Here is a 17,918-nt window from a genome sequence, read left to right as displayed (position 1 = left end):
GACTGGCCGCATGGCACTCGCGACGATCATCGGATCCGGCCCGAACGGCCTCGCCGCCGCCGTCTCCCTCGCCCGCGCCGGCTACCGGGTACGCGTGCTCGAGGCTGCGGACACGGTCGGAGGGGGCCTGCGCACTCGGGAGGCCACCCTCCCCGGCTTCCGTCACGACGTCTGCTCGGCCGTCCACCCCGCAGCCGTCGCCTCGCCCTTCTTCCAGGCGTTCGGGCTCGACGAGCGGATCGAGTGGATCCGCCCCGAGATCTCCTTCGCCCATCCTCTGGACGACGGTCGTGCCGCCATCGCGTGGCGCGACATCGAGCGCACCGCCGCCGACCTCGGCATCGACGGGGGCGCCTGGCTGCGCCGGCTCCGCCCCCTCAGCACGCACATCGACGGCGTCACGGACTTCACCGGGAACCAGCTCCTCCGCCTCCCGCAGGACCCGATCACCGCCGTCCGCTACGCCATCCGCATGCTCGACCAGGGCACGCCCCTCGCGCGGGCCGCCTTCCGCACGGAGGAAGCGGCCGCGCTCATGGCCGGAGTGGTCGCGCACGCGAACTCCCCGCAGCCCACGCTCGCCGGCGCCGCGGCGGGTCTGCTGCTGGCCGGGCTCGCCCACGCCGGCGGCTGGCCGTACCCCCGCGGCGGCTCGCAGGTGATCGCGGACGCCCTCATCGCCGATCTCGAGGCCCATGGCGGCACGATCGAGACGGGCGCCCGCGTCACCGACCTCGCGGACCTGGACGGGGTCGACCCCGACCGCGGTGACGTGCTGCTGCTCAACACCTCTCCCCGGCTCGCACTCACCCACCCTGACATCCCGGCCTCGTACGCCCGCGCCCTCCGCGGCTACCGCTACGGCGCCGCGGCGGCGAAGGTCGATTTCGCGCTCGATGGACCCGTCCCGTGGGCGAACGAGCACGTGCGGAGCGCCCCGACCGTGCACGTCGCCGGGACGAGGGAGGAGGTGTGGAACAGCGAGAACGCGGTGGCGGTCGGCCACGTGTCCGAGCGTCCGTACGTGCTGGCGGTCCAACCCTCGCTCTTCGACCCGACCAGGGCGCCCGACGGCAAGGCCGTGCTCTGGGCGTACATCCACGTGCCGAATGGCTCCGACCTCGACCCGACCGAACTCATCACCGCACAGGTCGAGCGCTTCGCGCCGGGATTCCGCGACCGGATCCTCGCCCACCACGCGGTGCCGGCATCCTCGCGCGAGGCGATCAACCCGGCCGAGATCGGCGGCGACATCTCCGGGGGCGTCTTCGACATGCGTCAGGCCCTGCGCCGCCCCGTCCTCTCCCCCGCTCCGTGGCGGACGCCGATGCGCGGCGTGTACCTCGCGTCGGCCTCGACTCCGCCCGGCCCCGCGGTCAACGGCATGGCGGGATGGCACGCGGCACACACCGTGCTCCGCGACGCCGGCACGCCCGCGGAGCTCGACGACCTGTTCGGCTGACCCGGCCCTTTCCCCCGCTCGCCGCCCGGTCCAGGATGGGTGCATGCGCTACGAGATCCCGGCCCCCATGCTCGCCAAAGCCGTCGCGGCCGTTCCCGACCCCGACAAGACGCCGGGCGGCCTGCTCTACGAGCCGAAATGGGACGGGTTCCGCGGGCTCATCGCCTGGGACGGCGAGAAGGTCGAGATCGGGTCCCGCGGCGCGAAGCCCCTGACGCGCTACTTCCCGGAACTCGTCGACGCGATTCCGCAGCTGCTCCCCGTGCCCTGCCTGCTCGACGGTGAGATCGTCGTGGCCACGGGTCCGCACGGCGCGCAGCGTCTGGACTGGGAGGCCCTCAGTCAGCGCATCCACCCGGCGGCCTCCCGGGTCGCGAAGCTCGCCACGGAGACCCCGGCCATGTTCATCGCCTTCGATCTGCTCGCCTCCGGGGAGGACGACCTGCGGGCCCAGTCGTTCGAGACGCGCCGGGCCCGGCTGGAGACACTCATGGAGTCCGTGGAGCACCCGCTGCACCTGACCAGGACCACCCGCGATCGGGACGCGGCCGTCCGCTGGCTCGAGGAGTTCGAGGGCGCGGGGCTCGACGGCGTCGTGGCGAAGCCGCTGGCCCAGCCGTACGCGCCGGGGAAGCGCACCCTGTTCAAGATCAAGCATGCGCGGACCGCCGACGTCGTCGCCCTCGGCTACCGCATCCACAAGTCCGGCACCGGGGTCGGCTCGCTGCTCGTCGGGCTCTACGACGCCGACGGGACCCTGCGCCAGGTCGGCGGCGTCGCGGCGTGGAGCGACGCGAAGCGGAAGCAGCTCGTGGAGGAGCTCGCGCCGCTGGTCGAGCGCGACGAGGACGGCGCCGCCGTGACGGGTGAGGGTGAGCGGTCGCGGTTCAGCGGATCGAAGGACGTGTCGTTCGTTCGCCTGCGCCCCGAGCGGGTGCTGGAGGTGCGGTACGACCAGCTCGAGGGCGCGCGCTTCCGCCACACCGTGCAGTTCGAGCGATGGAGGCCGGACCGGGAAGCCCGCTCCTGCACGTACGACCAGCTCGACACCGTCGACGGCTACGACCTCGCCGACGTCCTGAGCTGAGCGCGCTCAGTCGTCGACGGGGTTGCCGTCGGCATCCCAGTTCGCGGCGTTCTTCTTGCTCGGCTGCACGCGCGGCGGCTCTCCCGGCATCTTCGGGAACTCCGGTGGGAAGGGCAACTCCCCGAGGCCGTCCGCCGTGTCGCGCTCCCACCACTCCAGCAGCGTGTCGATGCGCCCGGGCTTCGCCTGCATGTCGGCCCAGGGGTCGCCGACCTCTTCGAGCCGCTGCGGGACGCTCCGGACGGTGAACGTCCTGGGGTCGAGATCGTCGAGCTCGTCCCAGTGCACAGGCGTCGCGACGGTCGCACCGGGGAGGGCGCGCGGACTGTAGGCGCCGGCCATCGTGCGGTCGCGGTTGGCCTGGTTGAAGTCGACGAAGAGGCGCTCGCCCCGCTCTTCCTTCCACCAGTTCGTCGTGACGCGATCCGGCATCCGGCGTTCGAGCTCCCGGCCGGCGGCGATCACGGCGTGCCGCACGTCGAGGAACTCGTGGGTCGGCTCGATCGGGGCGAAGACGTGCAGGCCGCGGTTGCCGCTCGTCTTCGCGAACGCCTCCAGCCCGGCCTCCCGCAACACCTCCCGCAGAGCGTGGGCGGCGGGGACGGCCTCGGCGAACCCGGTGCCCGGCTGGGGATCGAGGTCGATCCGCAGCTCGACCGGGTTGTCGGAGTCGGTCGCCAGCGATGCCCACGGGTGGAAGACGATGGTGTTCATCTGCACCGCCCACACGATCGCGCTCGTGCGGTTCAGGACGATCTGGGGATGGCGGCGGCCGCTGTTGTAGGTCACCGTGACGGCGTCAACGAAGTCCGGAGTGCCCTTCGGCGGGTTCTTCGAGAAGAACCCCTCGGGACGCGGACCGCCGGCAGCGCCGACGCCGTCGCGGAAGCGCTCCAGGGACACCGGGCGGTTGCCGTTCGCCGAGAGGAACGGCACAGACACGAGCTGCACGTACTCGGCGAGTTCCGCCTTGGTGATACCGAGGTCGGGCCAGACGATCCGATTCGGGCTGGAGAGCGCGACCTCACGCTCTCCGTCGGTGTCGGCGACGGTCAGGGTCACGCGTTCAGAGGCCATGCTCCGACCCTAGGGGGCGGTCACGACGCACGGAACCCCCGGCAGGCCCCCGGTGGACGCGTGCCGTCAGTCCTCGATCCGCAACGCGCGCACGAGCACCGGGGCGAGGGCGTCGCGCTCCACCACCATCGAGGGTCCTGCGGAGTCGATGATGACGCCGGCCATCTCGGAGTGGCTCGACAGCACCTTCGCGAGCTGGTCAGGCTCGAAGGGCAGCGGGCGGTCGCCGCGGCCCAGCGCGATGACCTCCAGCGGGTGCGAGAAGAGCTGGAGGAAGCGCCGACCGTCGGCTGTCTGAGCCTCGGCGATGCCGACCTGACCGGTGCCGGATCCGTCGTTCACGGCCACCCACATGCGCGTCGTGGCGAGGGCCTCGCCCACCTTGGCGGGCGAGTCCTGCTCCCGCGGAGCGGCGAGCAGCGACTTCACGGTCATGTCGACGTCGGCCTGCTCGAGCGTCTTCTGCAGGAGCTCAGTGGGGAACACCACACGATGCGGCGCCGAGGCGTTGTCGATGATGAGACCCGCGAAGTCGCCGGAGACGACCTGCTGCATGACCGAGGTCGTCGGCTGGGCGACCGCGGACGTGGCGGACGGGTCTGCTTCGAGCTGGACGGAGTCGCGGACGGCGGCCGCCGAGCTGAATGCCAGCATGAACTGCCGCTCTCCGTCGCGGACCACGGCGACGGCCAGCGGCTTGCCCTCGCTGATCTGCGCGCGGGCATCACCGCTCACGCGGATGTAGAGGTGGCTCTGCAGAGCCTGGCGGAGCACTCCGAGGAGCTGCTCGTTGGAGGCGCCCGCCTCGATCTGCGCCAGGGACTCGCGCAGGAGGACGTTGTCCTTCATCCCTGCGACGGTCTCGGTCTGCTCGGGCGGGAGCGCAGGAGCGAGCGGGAGCTTCCGCTCGGCAGCCGGCGCCGCGGGCTCCTCCGCCGGGCGCGGCGGTGTCGCTGCGGCAGCGGGCGCCGGTGCTGTCGCGGCATCCGGATCCGGAAGGGCGACCTCGGGTCCGGCTTCGGCGCCAACACCGCGGAACGCCTGGACGGAGATGCCGACGGCGGGCGATGCCTCGGCCGTCGACGCCTCCGACTCCTCGGTCGCCATGCTCGCGTCCTCCTCGGTGTCGGCTGCCGGAGCGGCGGAGGGGGCGGGAGCGACGGCGTCGTCGCCGGACTTCTTGCGGCGGGAGAAGAGGGCCATGGGAGCCAGCCTAACCGTGTCTCCCCGCCCCCTTCGCCGCGACGTCAGAGCTTCTGGATCGGTGCGACCTTGATGAGCAGCTTCTTCTGCCCCGCCGTGTCGAACCGGACGTGGGCGATGCGCTTGGCCCCCTCACCGGTGACGGCGTCGACCCGGCCCTCACCGAAGTCGTCGTGCCGGATGCGGTCTCCGGCGGCGAGTTCGAGGTCGCCGTTGTCGCGCATCTTGGCGGTGACACGGTTGGGGATCTTGTCCATCGCCGTCGAGAGCGGCTTGAGGGAGTCGCGGGGCAGGGCCTTGACGCCGAAGCGGTCGCCGGAGCCCCCGGAGCGGCGGGCGTTCAGCGCCCTGGACTGCATGCCCCCGCGGGAGTTGACGTCGCCCGGGGACTGCCGCCAGTCGATGAGGGAGGCCGGGATCTCCTGCAGGAACCGGCTGGGCATCGCGACCGTCACCTCGCCGAACTGCGCGCGGGTCATCGCCAGGGACAGGTGCAGGCGCTTGCGGGCGCGGGTGATGCCCACGTAGAACAGCCGCCGCTCCTCCTGCGGCCCGCCGGGCTCTCCCGCCGAGATGCGGTGCGGGATGAGGTCCTCCTCGACGCCGGTCACGAAGACCGCGTCGTACTCCAGGCCCTTGGCGGTGTGCATCGTCATGAGCGAGACCGACCCGGACTCGTCGTCGAGGTCGTCCGCATCGGAGACCAGCGCGACCTCGGTGAGGAAGTCGGTGATGGTGCCCTCGGGGTTGTTGCGCGCGAAGTCGCGCGTCACGGCCACGAACTCGTCGAGGTTCTCCACGCGGGCCTCGTCCTGCGGGTCGCGGCTGGCGCGCAGGGCGTCGAGGTACCCGCTCTTGGACAGCAGGAGGCTGAGCCCGTCGGCCACGGAGGTGGGCGGCGGCACCTCCCCCGTCGGCGGGAGCATGATCGCCGTCGCCTCGGCGAGAACCGCATCGAGCTGGGCGATGGCAGCCTGGATCTTCGGGCCCACACCGAGCTGCCCCGGCAGCGACAGGGCATCGCGGAAGGAGATGCCGTGCTCCTCGGCGAAACGGGCGATGGCGGTCTCTGTGACGTCGCCGATGCCGCGCCGCGGCTTGTTGAGGATGCGGCGCACGGCCATCTCATCGGCGGGATTGGCGACCGCCACGAGGTAGGCCAGGGCGTCCTTGATCTCGGCGCGCTCGTAGAACTTGGTGCCGCCCATGATCTTGTACGGCACGGCCGAGCGGATGAAGATCTCCTCCAGCGCGCGGGACTGCGAGTTCGTGCGGTAGAAGACGGCCATCTCCGAGTACGGCATGCCCTTGCGGTGCAGGGCCTCGATCTCGTCGGCGACGAACTGGGCCTCGTCGTGCTGCGAGTAGCCGGTGAAGCCGATGATCCTGTCGCCCTCGCCGCGGTCGCTCCAGAGCTTCTTGTCCTTGCGGTCGAAGTTGTTGCCGATGACGGCGTTCGCGGCGGAGAGGATGTTCTGCGTCGAGCGGTAGTTCTGCTCGAGGAGGACGACCTTCGCCCCCGGGAAGTCGCGCTCGAACTCGCTGATGTTGCGGATGTCCGCGCCGCGGAAGGCGTAGATCGACTGATCCGAGTCGCCGACCACCGTCAGCGACGCCCCGGCCTCACCGGCGCCCGGTGCCGGCTCGGGGTCGGGCTCGAAGATCATCATGCCGTTGGCGGCATACGGCTCCGGTGTCGCGCCGACGCCGGACACCGGACGGGTGAGCTCGTGGATGAGCGCGTACTGCGCGTGGTTGGTGTCCTGGTACTCGTCGACGAGGATGTGGCGGAACCGGCGGCGGTAGGTGTCGGCGACCTGGGGGAACGCCCGGAACAGGTAGACCGTCTGGCCGATGAGGTCGTCGAAGTCGAAGGCGTTGGCCTTCTGGAGCTGGCGCTGGTAGTCGGCGAAGACCTCGACGAAGACGCGTTCGGCCGGGTCGCTCATGTTGGCCTGGCGGGCATAGGCCTCGGCGTCGGAGAGCTCGTTCTTGAGCTTGGAGATGCGCCCCTGGACCGCCGCCGGGGTGAGGCCGTAGGCGTCGGCCTCGTGCTCCTTGACCAGCCGCTTGAGGAGGGCGCGGGAGTCTCCGGAGTCGTAGATGGTGAAGTTCTTCGTGAACCCGAACTGCTGCGCCTCGCGGCGGAGGATGCGCACGCACGCGGAGTGGAACGTGGAGATCCACATGCCGCGCGCGGCGTCCCCGATGAGCCCTTCGACGCGCTCGCGCATCTCGCCGGCGGCCTTGTTGGTGAAGGTGATGGCGAGGATCTGGCTCGGCCACGCCTCCCGGCTGCGCAGGAGCGAGGCGATGCGGCGCGTGAGCACGCTCGTCTTGCCCGATCCGGCGCCGGCGACGATGAGCAGCGCGGGCCCGCGATAGGTGACGGCCTCGAGCTGCTGGGGGTTGAGGCCGGCGAGGAGGTCGTCCTGCGCGGGGGCGCCGGAGGACTGCGGGCCGACGGATCCGGGGACGATGAGAGGGGCTTCGGTCATGACCTCTCGAGTCTAGGCGGCGGCACCGACATCGAGGGCCCCGGCGGAGGGGTACGCGGACGACGCGCACCCCTCCGAGTCGGACGGCGGTCCGCTTCCGGTCAGGCGATGCGCGTACCGGGCGGCAGCCGTCGCGCCGGCGTCCGCGTCCGTGCCCACGCTCCCGCGAACAGCGCCCCGGCGAGCACGACCTGCACCCCGAGCCCCACGAACCAGCTGGGCACGGTCTCGTCGATCACCTGCTCAGCCGTCTGGGAACCGCTCTTCGGATCGCAGTCGTCCCATCGCTGCTCCAGCGGCGAGAGCTGCGCGCTGCGGACACCGAACTTGATCTGCCCGTACAGATCGACCGGGTACCCGCTCGTGTTGAACTCGGTGGGGGTCGCGTCGGCGAGCACGACGAACGGGTTGGCGGCGAGCGCCCACCACACGAGGTCGAACCGCGGCGCCTCGTACGTGTAGCTGTCCCAGCTCTCGCAGTCCACGTTGCCGTTGCTGTCGTAGGGGCGGCTGTAGGTGGTCGCCTCGCTGCGCACGGCCAGGCCGCCGAGTGCGAAGACGATGATCGTGCCGATGACGAGCGCCGACACCACGAGGTAGGTGGACGCGACGGAGAACAGCGGTCGGGCGATGAGGCCGCTCAGCCCCACGCCGATCGCGGCGACGATGATGATCTCGGCGGCGAGGATGAGCAGCGCCACGAACAGCACGATCGGATCGGTTCCACCCGCCAGCAGCGACGCCGCGAGGAACGGAACGGCCACCAGCAGGAACGCGCCCCCCGTCGCGATCGCCGCGAGGAGCTTTCCCAGCATGATGTCGCCGGTCGACGCCGCGGTGACCTGGATCGGCGCGAGCGTGGCCGCCTCCCGGTCGCCGTTGATGGCGTTGCCGCTGAGCGTCGGCGAGACGAGCACGACGAGCAGCAGGACCACGTTGACGACGATGGACGACACGCCGGCCCCGACGTCCTCCCCCCAGGAGTACACGGCGAACGACAGGCCGGTGACGCCGAGGAGCACCAGCGCGAAGACGCCGAGGAGCACGTACCAGCCGACGCTCCGCAGCCGCTGGGTCAGTTCCAGGCGCGCGATGACGCCGATGTTCGCGAGGCTCATGCTCCCGCCTCCGTTCCGTGGGGTGCCGCAGGCGGCGGGGGTGGGGTCGTCGCCGCGGGCGGCTGCGGGTTCCGGAGCGCGAGGAAGGTGTGCTCCAGGTCGCTCTGCGCGGGCGCGAACTCCGCGACCGGCAGCCCCGCCTCCACGAGGTGACGCAGCGACTGGGCGGCGGCGTCTTCCCCGGGGAAGCCGACGAGGACGGCGCCGCGGTCCACGACGAGGGACTCGGGAGCGAGTCCGAGAGTCGACGCGACCTGCCAGGTGTCCGCGGTCAGGCGTGCGGGGGTCGCGCCGGCGAGCCGCACCCGCCAGGCGCGGACCGCGCTCTGCGCCGGAGCGGCATCCACAACGGCCCCGCCGACGAGGAAGACGGCGTCGTCGACGACCTCTTCCAGCTCGGACAGCACGTGGCTGGAGATGAGGACCGTGCGTCCTTCGGCCGCGAAGCGGCGCAGCAGCACCCGCAGCTGTACGCGGGCCTCGGGGTCGAGACCCGACGCCGGCTCGTCGAGGAGCAGCACCTGCGGGTCGTGGACCAGGGCACGGGCGAGGCCGAGCTTCTGCTTCTGCCCGCGGGAGAGCACCTTCGCCGCCGAATCCGCGAGCTCCCCGAGACCGACCAGGCCGAGGAGGTGCTGCGCCCGCCGCTCCGCGTCCGCGCGGTCGATCCCGTAGAGCCGGGCCGTGGTCACGATCGTCTCGCGGGCGGTGAGGGAGGGCCAGGCGCCGAGGGCATCCGGCATCCACCCCAGCACCCGACGGGCGGCGAGCGGGTCGGCCTCGGGGTCGATGCCGCCGATGCGGATCGAGCCGCTGTCGGGGGCGAGCAGCGAGGCGAGCATCAGGAGCAGGGTCGTCTTGCCCGCCCCATTCGGGCCCACCAGGCCCGTCACCCTTCCCGCCTCTGCGCGCAGCGTGGCCCCTCGCACGGCCTGCACGTCCCCGAACGCTCTACTGACGTCGTCCACCACTATTCCGGTCATGCGGTCAGTCTGGCATCGCCGGGCGCGAGCGCCGGGGACCTCCGGGCTGATGCCCAGCCGCGCCGCCCCGCGGGTGACACAATCGCAGTATGCGCACGATCCTCAACATCATCTGGGTCATCCTCGCGGGCTGGGCGCTCTTCCTCGGCTACGTGCTGGCCGGCCTGCTGCTGTGCATCCCGATCATCACGATCCCGTGGGCCATCGCGTCGTTCCGCATCGCCGCCTACGCCATCTGGCCCTTCGGCCGCGAGGTCGTCAGCAAGCCGACGGCCGGCGTGGGTTCGTTCCTCGGGAACGTGCTCTGGGTCATCCTCGCGGGATGGTGGCTCGCGCTCGGTCACATCGTGTCGGGACTGGCGCTGTGCATCACCATCATCGGCATCCCGATGGGCATCGCCGACTTCAAGATGGTCCCGGTCTCGCTCATGCCACTCGGCAAGGAGATCGTCTCCACCCGTCAGGGCGCGTTCGACCGCACGCTCTAGCGCCGTGGGTCAGGCGCGGAAGACGGCGACGCCGAGGTCGGGGTGGTCGACGAAGACGCCGTCCACGCCCTGCCGCGCGATCACGGCCCACTCGGCCTCGTAGTCCCCGAACGCGCTCTTGCCTCCCGGTCCGCGGTGCGGCGCCGCGAGGAAGGTGTTCTCCGGCCGACAGGTCCAGGTGAAGACGGTCAGACCGCGGGCATGGGCGTCGGCCACCAGCGTCGTCCCCGGCACGAGGAGCATCTTCTTGTCGACGCTGATCCCGTCGACCCGCCCGACCAGACGGTCGAGGTTCTCGGGCACCACCGTCTCCGGGTAACTCAGGGCGGTTGCTCCCTCCGCGACGAGGAGATCGTACGGCTGTCCCGCCGCCTCGATGAGGTAGACGAAGCTCGCGTCGACGCCCTCGGCACGGAGCTGTCGGAGCACGGTCGATTCGAAGCTCTCCACGATGAGCGGCAGCTCCCCCGCCGCCCACCGCGCATCCCGCAGCTCCTGCGCGATGAGGGGCGCGAGGTCGAGCCCGATGCTCGCGAAGTGGGTGGCGTGTTTGACCTCGAGCACGACGCCGATCTCCCGCCCCTGAGCGGCCGCGGCCGCCCGCACCAGGTCGAGCACGTCGCGCAGACGCAGGATCGGCTCCGCGCCGTCGAAGGAGGCGCTGGACGACCGGATCTTCGGCAGCCGCTCCCGGCACCGCAGCGTGGACAGTTCCTCCCAGGTGAAGTCCTCGGTGAACCAGCCGGTCAGCGCGGCGCCGTCCACGCGCCTCGTCGTCCGGCGGTCGGCGAACTCCGGGTGATCGGCGACGTCGGTGGTGCCGGAGATCTCGTTCTCGTGCCGCACGACAAGGACGCCGTCCTTGGTGGCGACCACATCCGGCTCGACGGCGTCGACCCCCATCGCGAGGGCGAGCTCGTAGGACGAGCGGGTGTGCTCGGGGCGGTAGCCGGGAGCGCCGCGATGCCCGATGACGAGCGGGGATTTGCTGGGCACGCTCACAGCGTAAGGCACCCCGGGAGTGTCGCCGCCCGGGTATCGTGGAGGAAAGCGACCTACGACCCCCCTTTGGAGTGAGGCCCACCTGATGAGCAACTTCGCCTTCAACAATCCTGCTTTCCAGCAGCAGGACCCGCGCAACGTCGCGACCTACCCGGGTGCCCCCCAGGGTGCGCAGGGCGCACAGGCCGCGTCGCTCCAGCACGGTGCGATGGATGCCGCCGCCAACGCGCAGCTCGAGGGCATGTACGCCGCCCCCGCGGCCGGCGCCCTCGAGACCGACCGGATGTCCGTCGAGGACACCGTGTGGAAGACCGCCGGCCTGTTCGGCATCCTCCTCGTCACCGCCGCCGTCGGCTGGGTGCTGACGCTCGGCGGCCTCGACGTGCCGCGGTACGACCCGTACAACCCCGCCGCCGTCAACGTGCTGCCCTGGGCCCTCGGGGCGCTCGGCGGCTTCGTGCTGGCGATGGTCATCACCTTCACCTCGCGCAAGAAGGTCCGCCCCGCGCTGATCTTCGCCTACGCGGCCTTCGAGGGCCTCTTCATCGGCGGCATCTCGGCGTTCTTCGAGGTCCGCTGGCCCGGCATCGTCTTCCAGGCAACGCTCGCGACCGTCTCGGTCGTCGGCGTGACCCTCGCCCTCTTCGCGAGCGGCAAGATCCGCGCCTCGAAGAAGGCGACCAAGATCTTCATGATCGCGATGATCGGCTACCTGGTCTTCTCGCTCCTGAACCTCGTCCTCATGTGGACCGGGATCAACGACAACGCGTTCGGTCTGTTCAGCGCCGAGATCATGGGCATCCCGCTCGGCCTCATCATCGGCGTCCTCGTCGTGATCATGGCGGCCTACTCGCTGGTGCTCGACTTCGACCAGATCCAGCAGGGCGTGCGCAACGGCGCTCCCCGCAAGTACGGCTGGCTCGGCGGCTTCGGCATCATGGTCACGGTCGTCTGGCTCTACGTCGAGATCCTGCGGATCATCGCGATCGCCCGCGGCAACAACTGACGCGATACGGCACCACGAAAGGCCCGTCTCCCTGCGGAGGCGGGCCTTTGCCATATCCGGGACGGTGCGCGCAAGGGGTTGGCACGCGGTCCGGCGACCCGCCACAGTGGATACCACGAAGCCCCGGCACCCCGGGGCTCCTGACCCAAGGAGCTGACCATGAGTTTTCTCGGCTTTCTTCTTCTCGGCCTCATCGCCGGAGCCATCGCGAAGCTGATCCTGCCCGGCAAGCAGGGCGGCGGATGGTTCATCACCCTGCTGCTCGGCGTCGTCGGCGCCCTGCTCGGCGGCTGGCTCGGCAGCCTGATCCTCAACCGTCCGCTCACGGAGTTCTGGGACCTCGGCACCTGGCTCCTGGCCATCGGCGGTTCGATCATCGTGCTGCTGATCTACGGCCTCATCGCGGGCCGCAGCCAGCGGGTCAACGACTGACGCAGACCCCACTCGACGCGCTCCGCGTCACCCACGCCCGTCCCTCACGGCTGCGAGAGCATCCGTGAGGGGCGGGTCTTTTTCGTGCCGCTGCCGGTCAGCCCTCGGCTCCACGTGCCTTGCGCTCCAGGAGTCGGCGTTCGCGGTCGTTGCCGGCCAGCCCTGCGGCCACCGCGAACTCGCTGCGCGCCTCACTCTCCCTGCCGAGCCGACGCAGCAGCTCGCCGCGCGTGGCCGGGAGGAGATGGTATCCGCGCAGCACCCCGGACGCGCTCAGCTCATCGAGCAGCCGCAGGGCGGAGGCGGGCCCGGTCGCCATGGCCACGGCGGCCGCGCGGTTCAGCTCCACCACCGGAGACGGGGTGAGCCGGCCCAGCGCCTCGTAGAGCACGACGATGCGATCCCAGTCCGTCTCCTCCACGGACGGCGCGACGGCATGGCACTCGGCGATGGCTGCCTGCAGACCGTACGCCCCGCGACCGCGGCCGAGTCCGTCCGCCGTCGCCAGAGCCGCTCTCCCCCGCGCGATCCGGCTGCGGTCCCAGCGTCCGCGGTCCTGATCGGCGAGCAGCACCGGGTCCCCGTTCCGGTCGGTACGCGCCGGGAAGCGGGCGGCCGTGAGCTCCAGGAGCGCGAGCAGACCGTGCACCTCCGGCTCCCGAGGCTGCAGCGCGGCGAGCACCCTGGCGAGCCGGATGGCCTCGTCGCTCAGCTCCGGCCGCATCCACTCCGGACCGCTGCTGGCTGCGTGCGCCTCGTTGAAGATGAGGTAGAGCACCCCGAGGACCGCACCGAGCCGCGCCGGATGCTCGTCCCGCGGTGGCACCTCGAACGGCGCGTGCGCGGCCGCCAGCGTCTTCTTCGCGCGCACGATCCGCTGCTGCACCGTGGCTGTGGGAATGAGGAAGGCGCGGGCGATCTCCCCGGTCGACAGACCGCCGACGACCCGCAACGTCAGGGCGACCTGCGCCTCCCGCGAGAGCACCGGGTGGCACGCGATGAAGAGGAGGCGCAGCACGTCGTCGTCCACCGCGTCCGGATCCCACGGCAGGTCCGGCACCTGCGCCTGCTCCTGTTCGAGCTCGTGCGCGATCAGAGCGAGACGATCGTCCAGCCGCTCGCGGCGGCGCCACCCGTCCACCGCCTTCCGCTTCGCCACGGCCGTGAGCCACGCCGCGGCGTTGCGCGGGACCCCTTCGACGGGCCATTGCCGCAGCGCGGCGACCAGGGCCTCCTGCGCCAGATCCTCCGCCAGGCCGAAGTCGCCGACCATCCGCGTCAGCGTGCCGACGATGCGCGCGGACTCGATGCGCCACACCGCTGCGACAGCCCGCTCGGCCGCCTCCTGCGCAGAGGCGGCCGAGGTGGCCCCCGGGTCCGAGGAGCCGTCCATCAGCGGAGCGGCCTCACGCCTGCTCGGTACGGCGAGCCTGCTCCTCCCGCCAGCCCGCCTCCTTCTCGATCCACTCGTTGTCGGCGGGGAAGTCCTCGGGGCCGGTCACCCGGCGCACCTCGAGGAACGACCCCGGCCCCAGCGGCGCCCGGCTCGCCCACTCCGCGGCCTCCTCGCGCGAAGAGACCTCGATGATCCAGAAGCCGTTGAAGAGCTCCTTCGTCTCCCCGTAGGGGCCGCCCGTGAGGAGCGGCTTCTCGGCGCTGAAGTCGACGACGAAGCCCTCCGCCGCGTCGGTCAGGCCCTCGCCGGCGACGAGGACGCCCGCCTTCATCATCGACTCGTTGTATCGGCCCATGGCCTCGATGACCTGCTCGAAGGGCATCTCCTGGTAGGCCGCCACCGCGTCGTCGGTCGCGCGCATGATGAGCATGAACTTCATGATGTTCTCCTTGTTCCGAAGGGCCGTTCCTCGACCCTCTCATCACAGACGTCGAACGGGAACAGCGGAGATCGACATCGGGGTGGGACTTCTTTCGTTGACTTCTCGAGGACGCACTGAAGGCATAGAGTTTCAGTTCACACCCTTTCAATGGAAATTGTTTTCCAGATCGGACGAGACTCGATGAAGAGACCCATCGCGGCCACCGCCGCTGCCGCCCTGCTCCTGCTGGCGCTCCCCACCACCGCCGGAGCGGCCCCCGACGAGGAGCCGTTGACCCGGTACGTCAAGGACACCTCCGGCGCCTATGGCTACAGCACGGAGCCCGTGTACACCTATCCGGGATCCGGAGAGCAGGTCGCCATCCCCACGACGCTGACGCCGGAGAACCGCCGCTTCTCCAGCGCCTGGGTCGGCACGATCGGCAACCTGAACTTCGGCAAGCCCACGGATGCAGCGGACTTCGACGCCCGCTACGCGACGGTGCTCGACGACTTCGCCTCCTGGAACATGAACGCCGTGATCTTCCAGGTGCGTCCGCTGCTGGACGCCTACTACCCGTCGGCGCTCAACCCGTGGTCCGAGTTCCTCACCGGCACCCAGGGCGCCGATCCCGGGTACGACCCGCTGCAGCGCATGGTGGAGGCCACGCACGCGCGCGGCATGGAGTTCCACGCCTGGCTGAACCCCTACCGTGTGACCAACACCAAGATGACGTCTCCCGCGATCCTCACCGCACTCGGGCTCACCGCGGACGAGGTGAAGGCGCTCTCGATCCCGCAGTACATCGCGGCGCTCAACGACGCCGGCATCCTCGCCGACGACAACTTCGCCGTGCAGCACCCCGACTGGGTGCTGTCGTTCGAGGAGAAGCTGTTCCTGGACCCGGGCCAGCCCGAGGTCCCCGCGTACGTCGCGGCCACCGTCGCCGAGATCACGGAGAACTACGACGTCGACGCCATCCACTTCGACGACTACTTCTACCCGTACCGGATCACCGTCGACGGCCAGAACGTGTTCTTCGGCGCGCAGGGCGAGGACCGCGCGACCTTCGAGGAGTTCGGCCTCACGGCGGGCTACCCCGACACCGTGGACGGCATCGAGGCGTGGCGGCGCGACAACATCACGGGTCTCATCACCCTCGTCGGCGACGCGATCGATGCCGGCAACGCGGCCCGCGGCACCGCCGTGCAGCTCGGCATCAGCCCGTTCGGGATCTGGGAGCACGAGGCGCTGGACCCGGCCGGATCCCACACGCCGACCAGCTCGTCGCAGACGTACAGCCAGGCGGTCTTCGCCGACACCCGCGGGTGGGTGCAGAACGAGCTGATCGACTACATCGTGCCGCAGATCTACTGGAGCTTCGATCAGGCCGCCGCCCCCTACGGGGAGCTCGCGCAGTGGTGGAGCGACGTGGCCGCCGGCAGCCGCACCCAGGTGTACGTGGGGCACGCGCTCTACAAGCACGTGAACAACGGCGGCTGGGAGCAGGCCTGGATGAACCCGGAGGAGGTGCCGAACCAGATCCGGTACAACCAGAAGCTCGACGGCATCGAGGGCAGCGTCCTGTTCAGCTACAACGACATGAAGCCCAGCGATCTGAGCTCTCTCCCCGCCGATCAGCAGCCCAAACACCAGGCCAAGAACACCGCGATCGAGCTCCTCGAGGGCGAGGCCTTCGCCCACCCCACGCTCGTTCCGGCCAAGCCCTGGCTCTCGGACGGACAGGTGGCCACCCCGGCGGCCCCCGAGGTCATCGACGGCGAGCTCCGCTGGCAAGCCGGGGACGCGCAGGAGGCCCGCCAGTATGCGATCTATCGCGGAACCGGTGATCCGGCGCAGATCGTCGCCACGCCGGGCGCGCTGGTGGACACGGTCTGGGCAGGCGGCGCGGCGTCGTTCCGCTTCCCCCTCCCCGCCGACGATGCCCCCACCGCCGCGCGCGCTGCGACGGAGACCTGGGTGGTGACCGCGCTGGATGCCGCCGCCGTCGAGAGTGCACCGGTGGCTGTCGCCGTGGACGAGCCGGTGGACCCGACCGATCCGGGGACTCCGACGGATCCGACCGGACCGACGGACCCCGGCAGCCCGTCGAACCCGGGCGCTGCGGGTGAGGACGGCGTCACAGCACCCGGGAGCGGGGCCACGCGTGGCGAGCGCGGTGATCTCGCGGCGACGGGTGGCGACGCCCCCATCGTCGCTCTGCTGCTGGGCGGCCTGCTACTGGCCGCCGGCGCCGTCACCACGGTCGTGGCCGCACACAGGCGCCGCACGCGATGACGCCATCGACCGCCGGGGGGCCGCTCGCGACCTCCCGGCGGTCGCGACGGTCGCGTTCAGCGGCGCCGGGACGGAGCCCGCACGACGGCGGCGATGGTCGTGGCCAGCGCCTCCATCGAGCGCTCCGGACTCCACGCCGCCGCCACGGCCGGCGCCTCGGCACGCAGCGCCGCCAGACGGTCCTGGTCGGTCAGCAGCTCCCGGAGCGCCTCCCCCAGCGCCTCCACGTCGCCCGCGGGGACGAGGACCCCGCCGCCCGCACCGAGAACATCGCGGATGCCGTACCGCACGTCGTAGGACACCACGGGCGTGCCGTGCAGGAGGGCCTCGACGATGCCCAGCGGCTGCCCTTCGAACGCCGTGGAGGTGACGAGCACGGATGCCCGATCGAGAACGGTGGCCGGATCCGCGGTGTAGCCGCAGAGACGCACGCGGTCCGCGGCGTCGAGCTCGGCGATCAGTGCCGCCAGCCGCTCCTGCTCTGCTCCCGTGCCCCAGATCTCCATCCGGGAGCCCGGCACGTCCGCCTCGATGAAGGCACGGATGGAATGGTCGATGCGCTTGCCGGCCGCGAGCCGCCCCAGCACGACCACGAGGCCCTCCTCGCGCAGGTCGTCACGGCGCTCGACCGGCGCGATGGGGTTCGGCACCACGACATGGTTGGCGGCCTCACCGAACCGCGCCACGACGTCGTCGCGCTGCGTGGCCGTCGGCCAGATGACCGCGTCGAAGCGGTCGGCCAGCCGGAACCAGCGCGTCCAGAGCGTGTTGACGGTCGCGTCGGGCGTGTAGGGCGCCTCCACGTGCATGGTGTGGATGGGGTGCAGGATGCGGACGCGGGGGTCGACCCAATCGGCGATCAGCTCACCGAGCTGGCGGGACTCGCAGATCACGACGATCGGACGGTCCCCCACCGCCGCGGTGACGTGCCCGAGCCAGGCACCGTAGAGTCCGCGGAAACCGTGCAGCGCACCGACGACCCCGCCGGCGCCGTCGTACACCAGCACCGGTTCATCCGTCAGATGCCAGTCGGGGTTGCCCGGGATCACCGGGAGCGCCGCGAAGGGGCGCCCCTCGGGGTCCGCGAGCACCCGGTACTCCACGTCGGGGTCGGCCGTCACCGCAGCGTCGGCCGCGTCTCGCAGCCAGGAGGCGGCTCCGCCCTCCGGCGCGACGGCCTCGTCGAAGAGGTTCCGCAGGCGATCGCGGGCGGTGAGCGCACCGCGCTCGGTGAACACGCGACGGTGCTCGGCGTGCTCGGCCGCCGTCCCCGGGTCGAAGGTCAGCAGCTGCGGACCCGCGCCCTCCCCCGCCCCTGCGGCGGCCAACAGCCGGGCGCGCGCGAGCGTGGCGATCGTGTACCCGCCGTCCAGCCCCGGGATCAGGCGGCTGGACAGCACCAGGTACTCGGCGTCCGGGAGGGCGGGCGCCGAGACCGGGGGCATCG

15 protein-coding genes are annotated in these 17,918 nt (G+C 71.2%); 6 read left to right on the top strand and 9 right to left on the bottom strand.

Annotated features, from left to right (window positions below; genetic code table 11):
* Nucleotides 1-10: 10 nt before the first annotated feature.
* Together AB0310_RS00870 and AB0310_RS00865 are read left to right on the top strand one after the other, a co-directional pair.
* Nucleotides 11-1,462 (top strand): phytoene desaturase family protein, encoded by a 1,452-nt coding sequence (locus AB0310_RS00870; RefSeq protein WP_366236378.1) that lies wholly within the window; start codon nucleotides 11-13, stop codon nucleotides 1,460-1,462.
* A gap of 43 nt (nucleotides 1,463-1,505) precedes the next feature.
* Nucleotides 1,506-2,549, top strand: a complete 1,044-nt coding sequence (locus AB0310_RS00865; RefSeq protein ID WP_366236377.1) for an ATP-dependent DNA ligase — start codon at nucleotides 1,506-1,508, stop codon at nucleotides 2,547-2,549.
* 6 nt (nucleotides 2,550-2,555) lie between these two features.
* On the opposite strand, the gene ligD is transcribed toward AB0310_RS00865, so the two are convergent.
* The 5 genes from ligD to AB0310_RS00840 form a co-directional block, all read right to left on the bottom strand.
* Nucleotides 2,556-3,626, bottom strand: coding sequence for a non-homologous end-joining DNA ligase (gene ligD / locus AB0310_RS00860; RefSeq protein ID WP_268777175.1), 1,071 nt, complete (start codon nucleotides 3,624-3,626; stop codon nucleotides 2,556-2,558).
* Nucleotides 3,627-3,692: 66 nt separating this feature from the next.
* Complete coding sequence (locus AB0310_RS00855) at nucleotides 3,693-4,829, bottom strand: SseB family protein (protein WP_366236376.1); 1,137 nt, start codon at nucleotides 4,827-4,829, stop codon at nucleotides 3,693-3,695.
* Nucleotides 4,830-4,873: 44 nt separating this feature from the next.
* Nucleotides 4,874-7,327, bottom strand: a complete 2,454-nt coding sequence (locus AB0310_RS00850; protein WP_187663450.1) for an ATP-dependent helicase — start codon at nucleotides 7,325-7,327, stop codon at nucleotides 4,874-4,876.
* Nucleotides 7,328-7,428: 101 nt separating this feature from the next.
* On the bottom strand, nucleotides 7,429-8,445 hold the full coding sequence (locus AB0310_RS00845) for an ABC transporter permease (RefSeq protein WP_366236375.1): 1,017 nt from the start codon (nucleotides 8,443-8,445) through the stop codon (nucleotides 7,429-7,431).
* On the bottom strand, nucleotides 8,442-9,428 hold the full coding sequence (locus AB0310_RS00840) for an ABC transporter ATP-binding protein (protein WP_366236374.1): 987 nt from the start codon (nucleotides 9,426-9,428) through the stop codon (nucleotides 8,442-8,444). Before AB0310_RS00840 ends, AB0310_RS00845 begins: the two co-directional genes overlap by 4 nt.
* 89 nt (nucleotides 9,429-9,517) lie before the next feature.
* Here AB0310_RS00840 and AB0310_RS00835 point away from each other — a divergent pair, with 89 nt between their 5' ends.
* Nucleotides 9,518-9,916, top strand: a complete 399-nt coding sequence (locus tag AB0310_RS00835; protein ID WP_060922036.1) for a YccF domain-containing protein — start codon at nucleotides 9,518-9,520, stop codon at nucleotides 9,914-9,916.
* A gap of 9 nt (nucleotides 9,917-9,925) precedes the next feature.
* On the opposite strand, the gene AB0310_RS00830 is transcribed toward AB0310_RS00835, so the two are convergent.
* On the bottom strand, nucleotides 9,926-10,912 hold the full coding sequence (locus AB0310_RS00830) for a glycerophosphodiester phosphodiesterase family protein (RefSeq protein ID WP_187663446.1): 987 nt from the start codon (nucleotides 10,910-10,912) through the stop codon (nucleotides 9,926-9,928).
* Between the two features lie 91 nt (nucleotides 10,913-11,003).
* Here AB0310_RS00830 and AB0310_RS00825 point away from each other — a divergent pair, with 91 nt between their 5' ends.
* Both AB0310_RS00825 and AB0310_RS00820 read left to right on the top strand, forming a co-directional pair.
* Nucleotides 11,004-11,924 (top strand): Bax inhibitor-1/YccA family protein, encoded by a 921-nt coding sequence (locus AB0310_RS00825; RefSeq protein WP_187663445.1) that lies wholly within the window; start codon nucleotides 11,004-11,006, stop codon nucleotides 11,922-11,924.
* A 159-nt stretch (nucleotides 11,925-12,083) separates the two neighbouring features.
* On the top strand, nucleotides 12,084-12,356 hold the full coding sequence (locus AB0310_RS00820; protein WP_187663444.1) for a GlsB/YeaQ/YmgE family stress response membrane protein: 273 nt from the start codon (nucleotides 12,084-12,086) through the stop codon (nucleotides 12,354-12,356).
* Nucleotides 12,357-12,453: 97 nt separating this feature from the next.
* Here AB0310_RS00820 and AB0310_RS00815 read toward each other — a convergent pair whose 3' ends face one another.
* Together AB0310_RS00815 and AB0310_RS00810 are read right to left on the bottom strand one after the other, a co-directional pair.
* Nucleotides 12,454-13,749: an RNA polymerase sigma factor gene (locus AB0310_RS00815; RefSeq protein WP_366236373.1), complete on the bottom strand. Its 1,296-nt coding sequence runs from the start codon at nucleotides 13,747-13,749 to the stop codon at nucleotides 12,454-12,456.
* A 13-nt stretch (nucleotides 13,750-13,762) separates the two neighbouring features.
* Nucleotides 13,763-14,191, bottom strand: coding sequence for a YciI family protein (locus AB0310_RS00810; protein ID WP_366236372.1), 429 nt, complete (start codon nucleotides 14,189-14,191; stop codon nucleotides 13,763-13,765).
* A 183-nt stretch (nucleotides 14,192-14,374) separates the two neighbouring features.
* Here AB0310_RS00810 and AB0310_RS00805 point away from each other — a divergent pair, with 183 nt between their 5' ends.
* A complete protein-coding gene (locus tag AB0310_RS00805; protein ID WP_363445566.1) occupies nucleotides 14,375-16,471 on the top strand; it encodes a glycoside hydrolase family 10-like protein in 2,097 nt (698 codons plus the stop codon).
* Between the two features lie 56 nt (nucleotides 16,472-16,527).
* On the opposite strand, the gene AB0310_RS00800 is transcribed toward AB0310_RS00805, so the two are convergent.
* Nucleotides 16,528-17,916 carry a glycosyltransferase gene (locus AB0310_RS00800; protein ID WP_363445564.1) on the bottom strand — a complete coding sequence of 463 codons (1,389 nt, stop codon included), beginning with the start codon at nucleotides 17,914-17,916 and terminating at the stop codon, nucleotides 16,528-16,530.
* Nucleotides 17,917-17,918: the final 2 nt, after the last annotated feature.

The organism is Microbacterium meiriae (assembly GCF_040702565.1).
Taxonomy (GTDB): domain Bacteria; phylum Actinomycetota; class Actinomycetes; order Actinomycetales; family Microbacteriaceae; genus Microbacterium; species Microbacterium meiriae.
The sequence above is the reverse complement of the archived record's forward strand: the minus strand, read 5'-3'. Positions and strand labels throughout refer to the sequence as shown.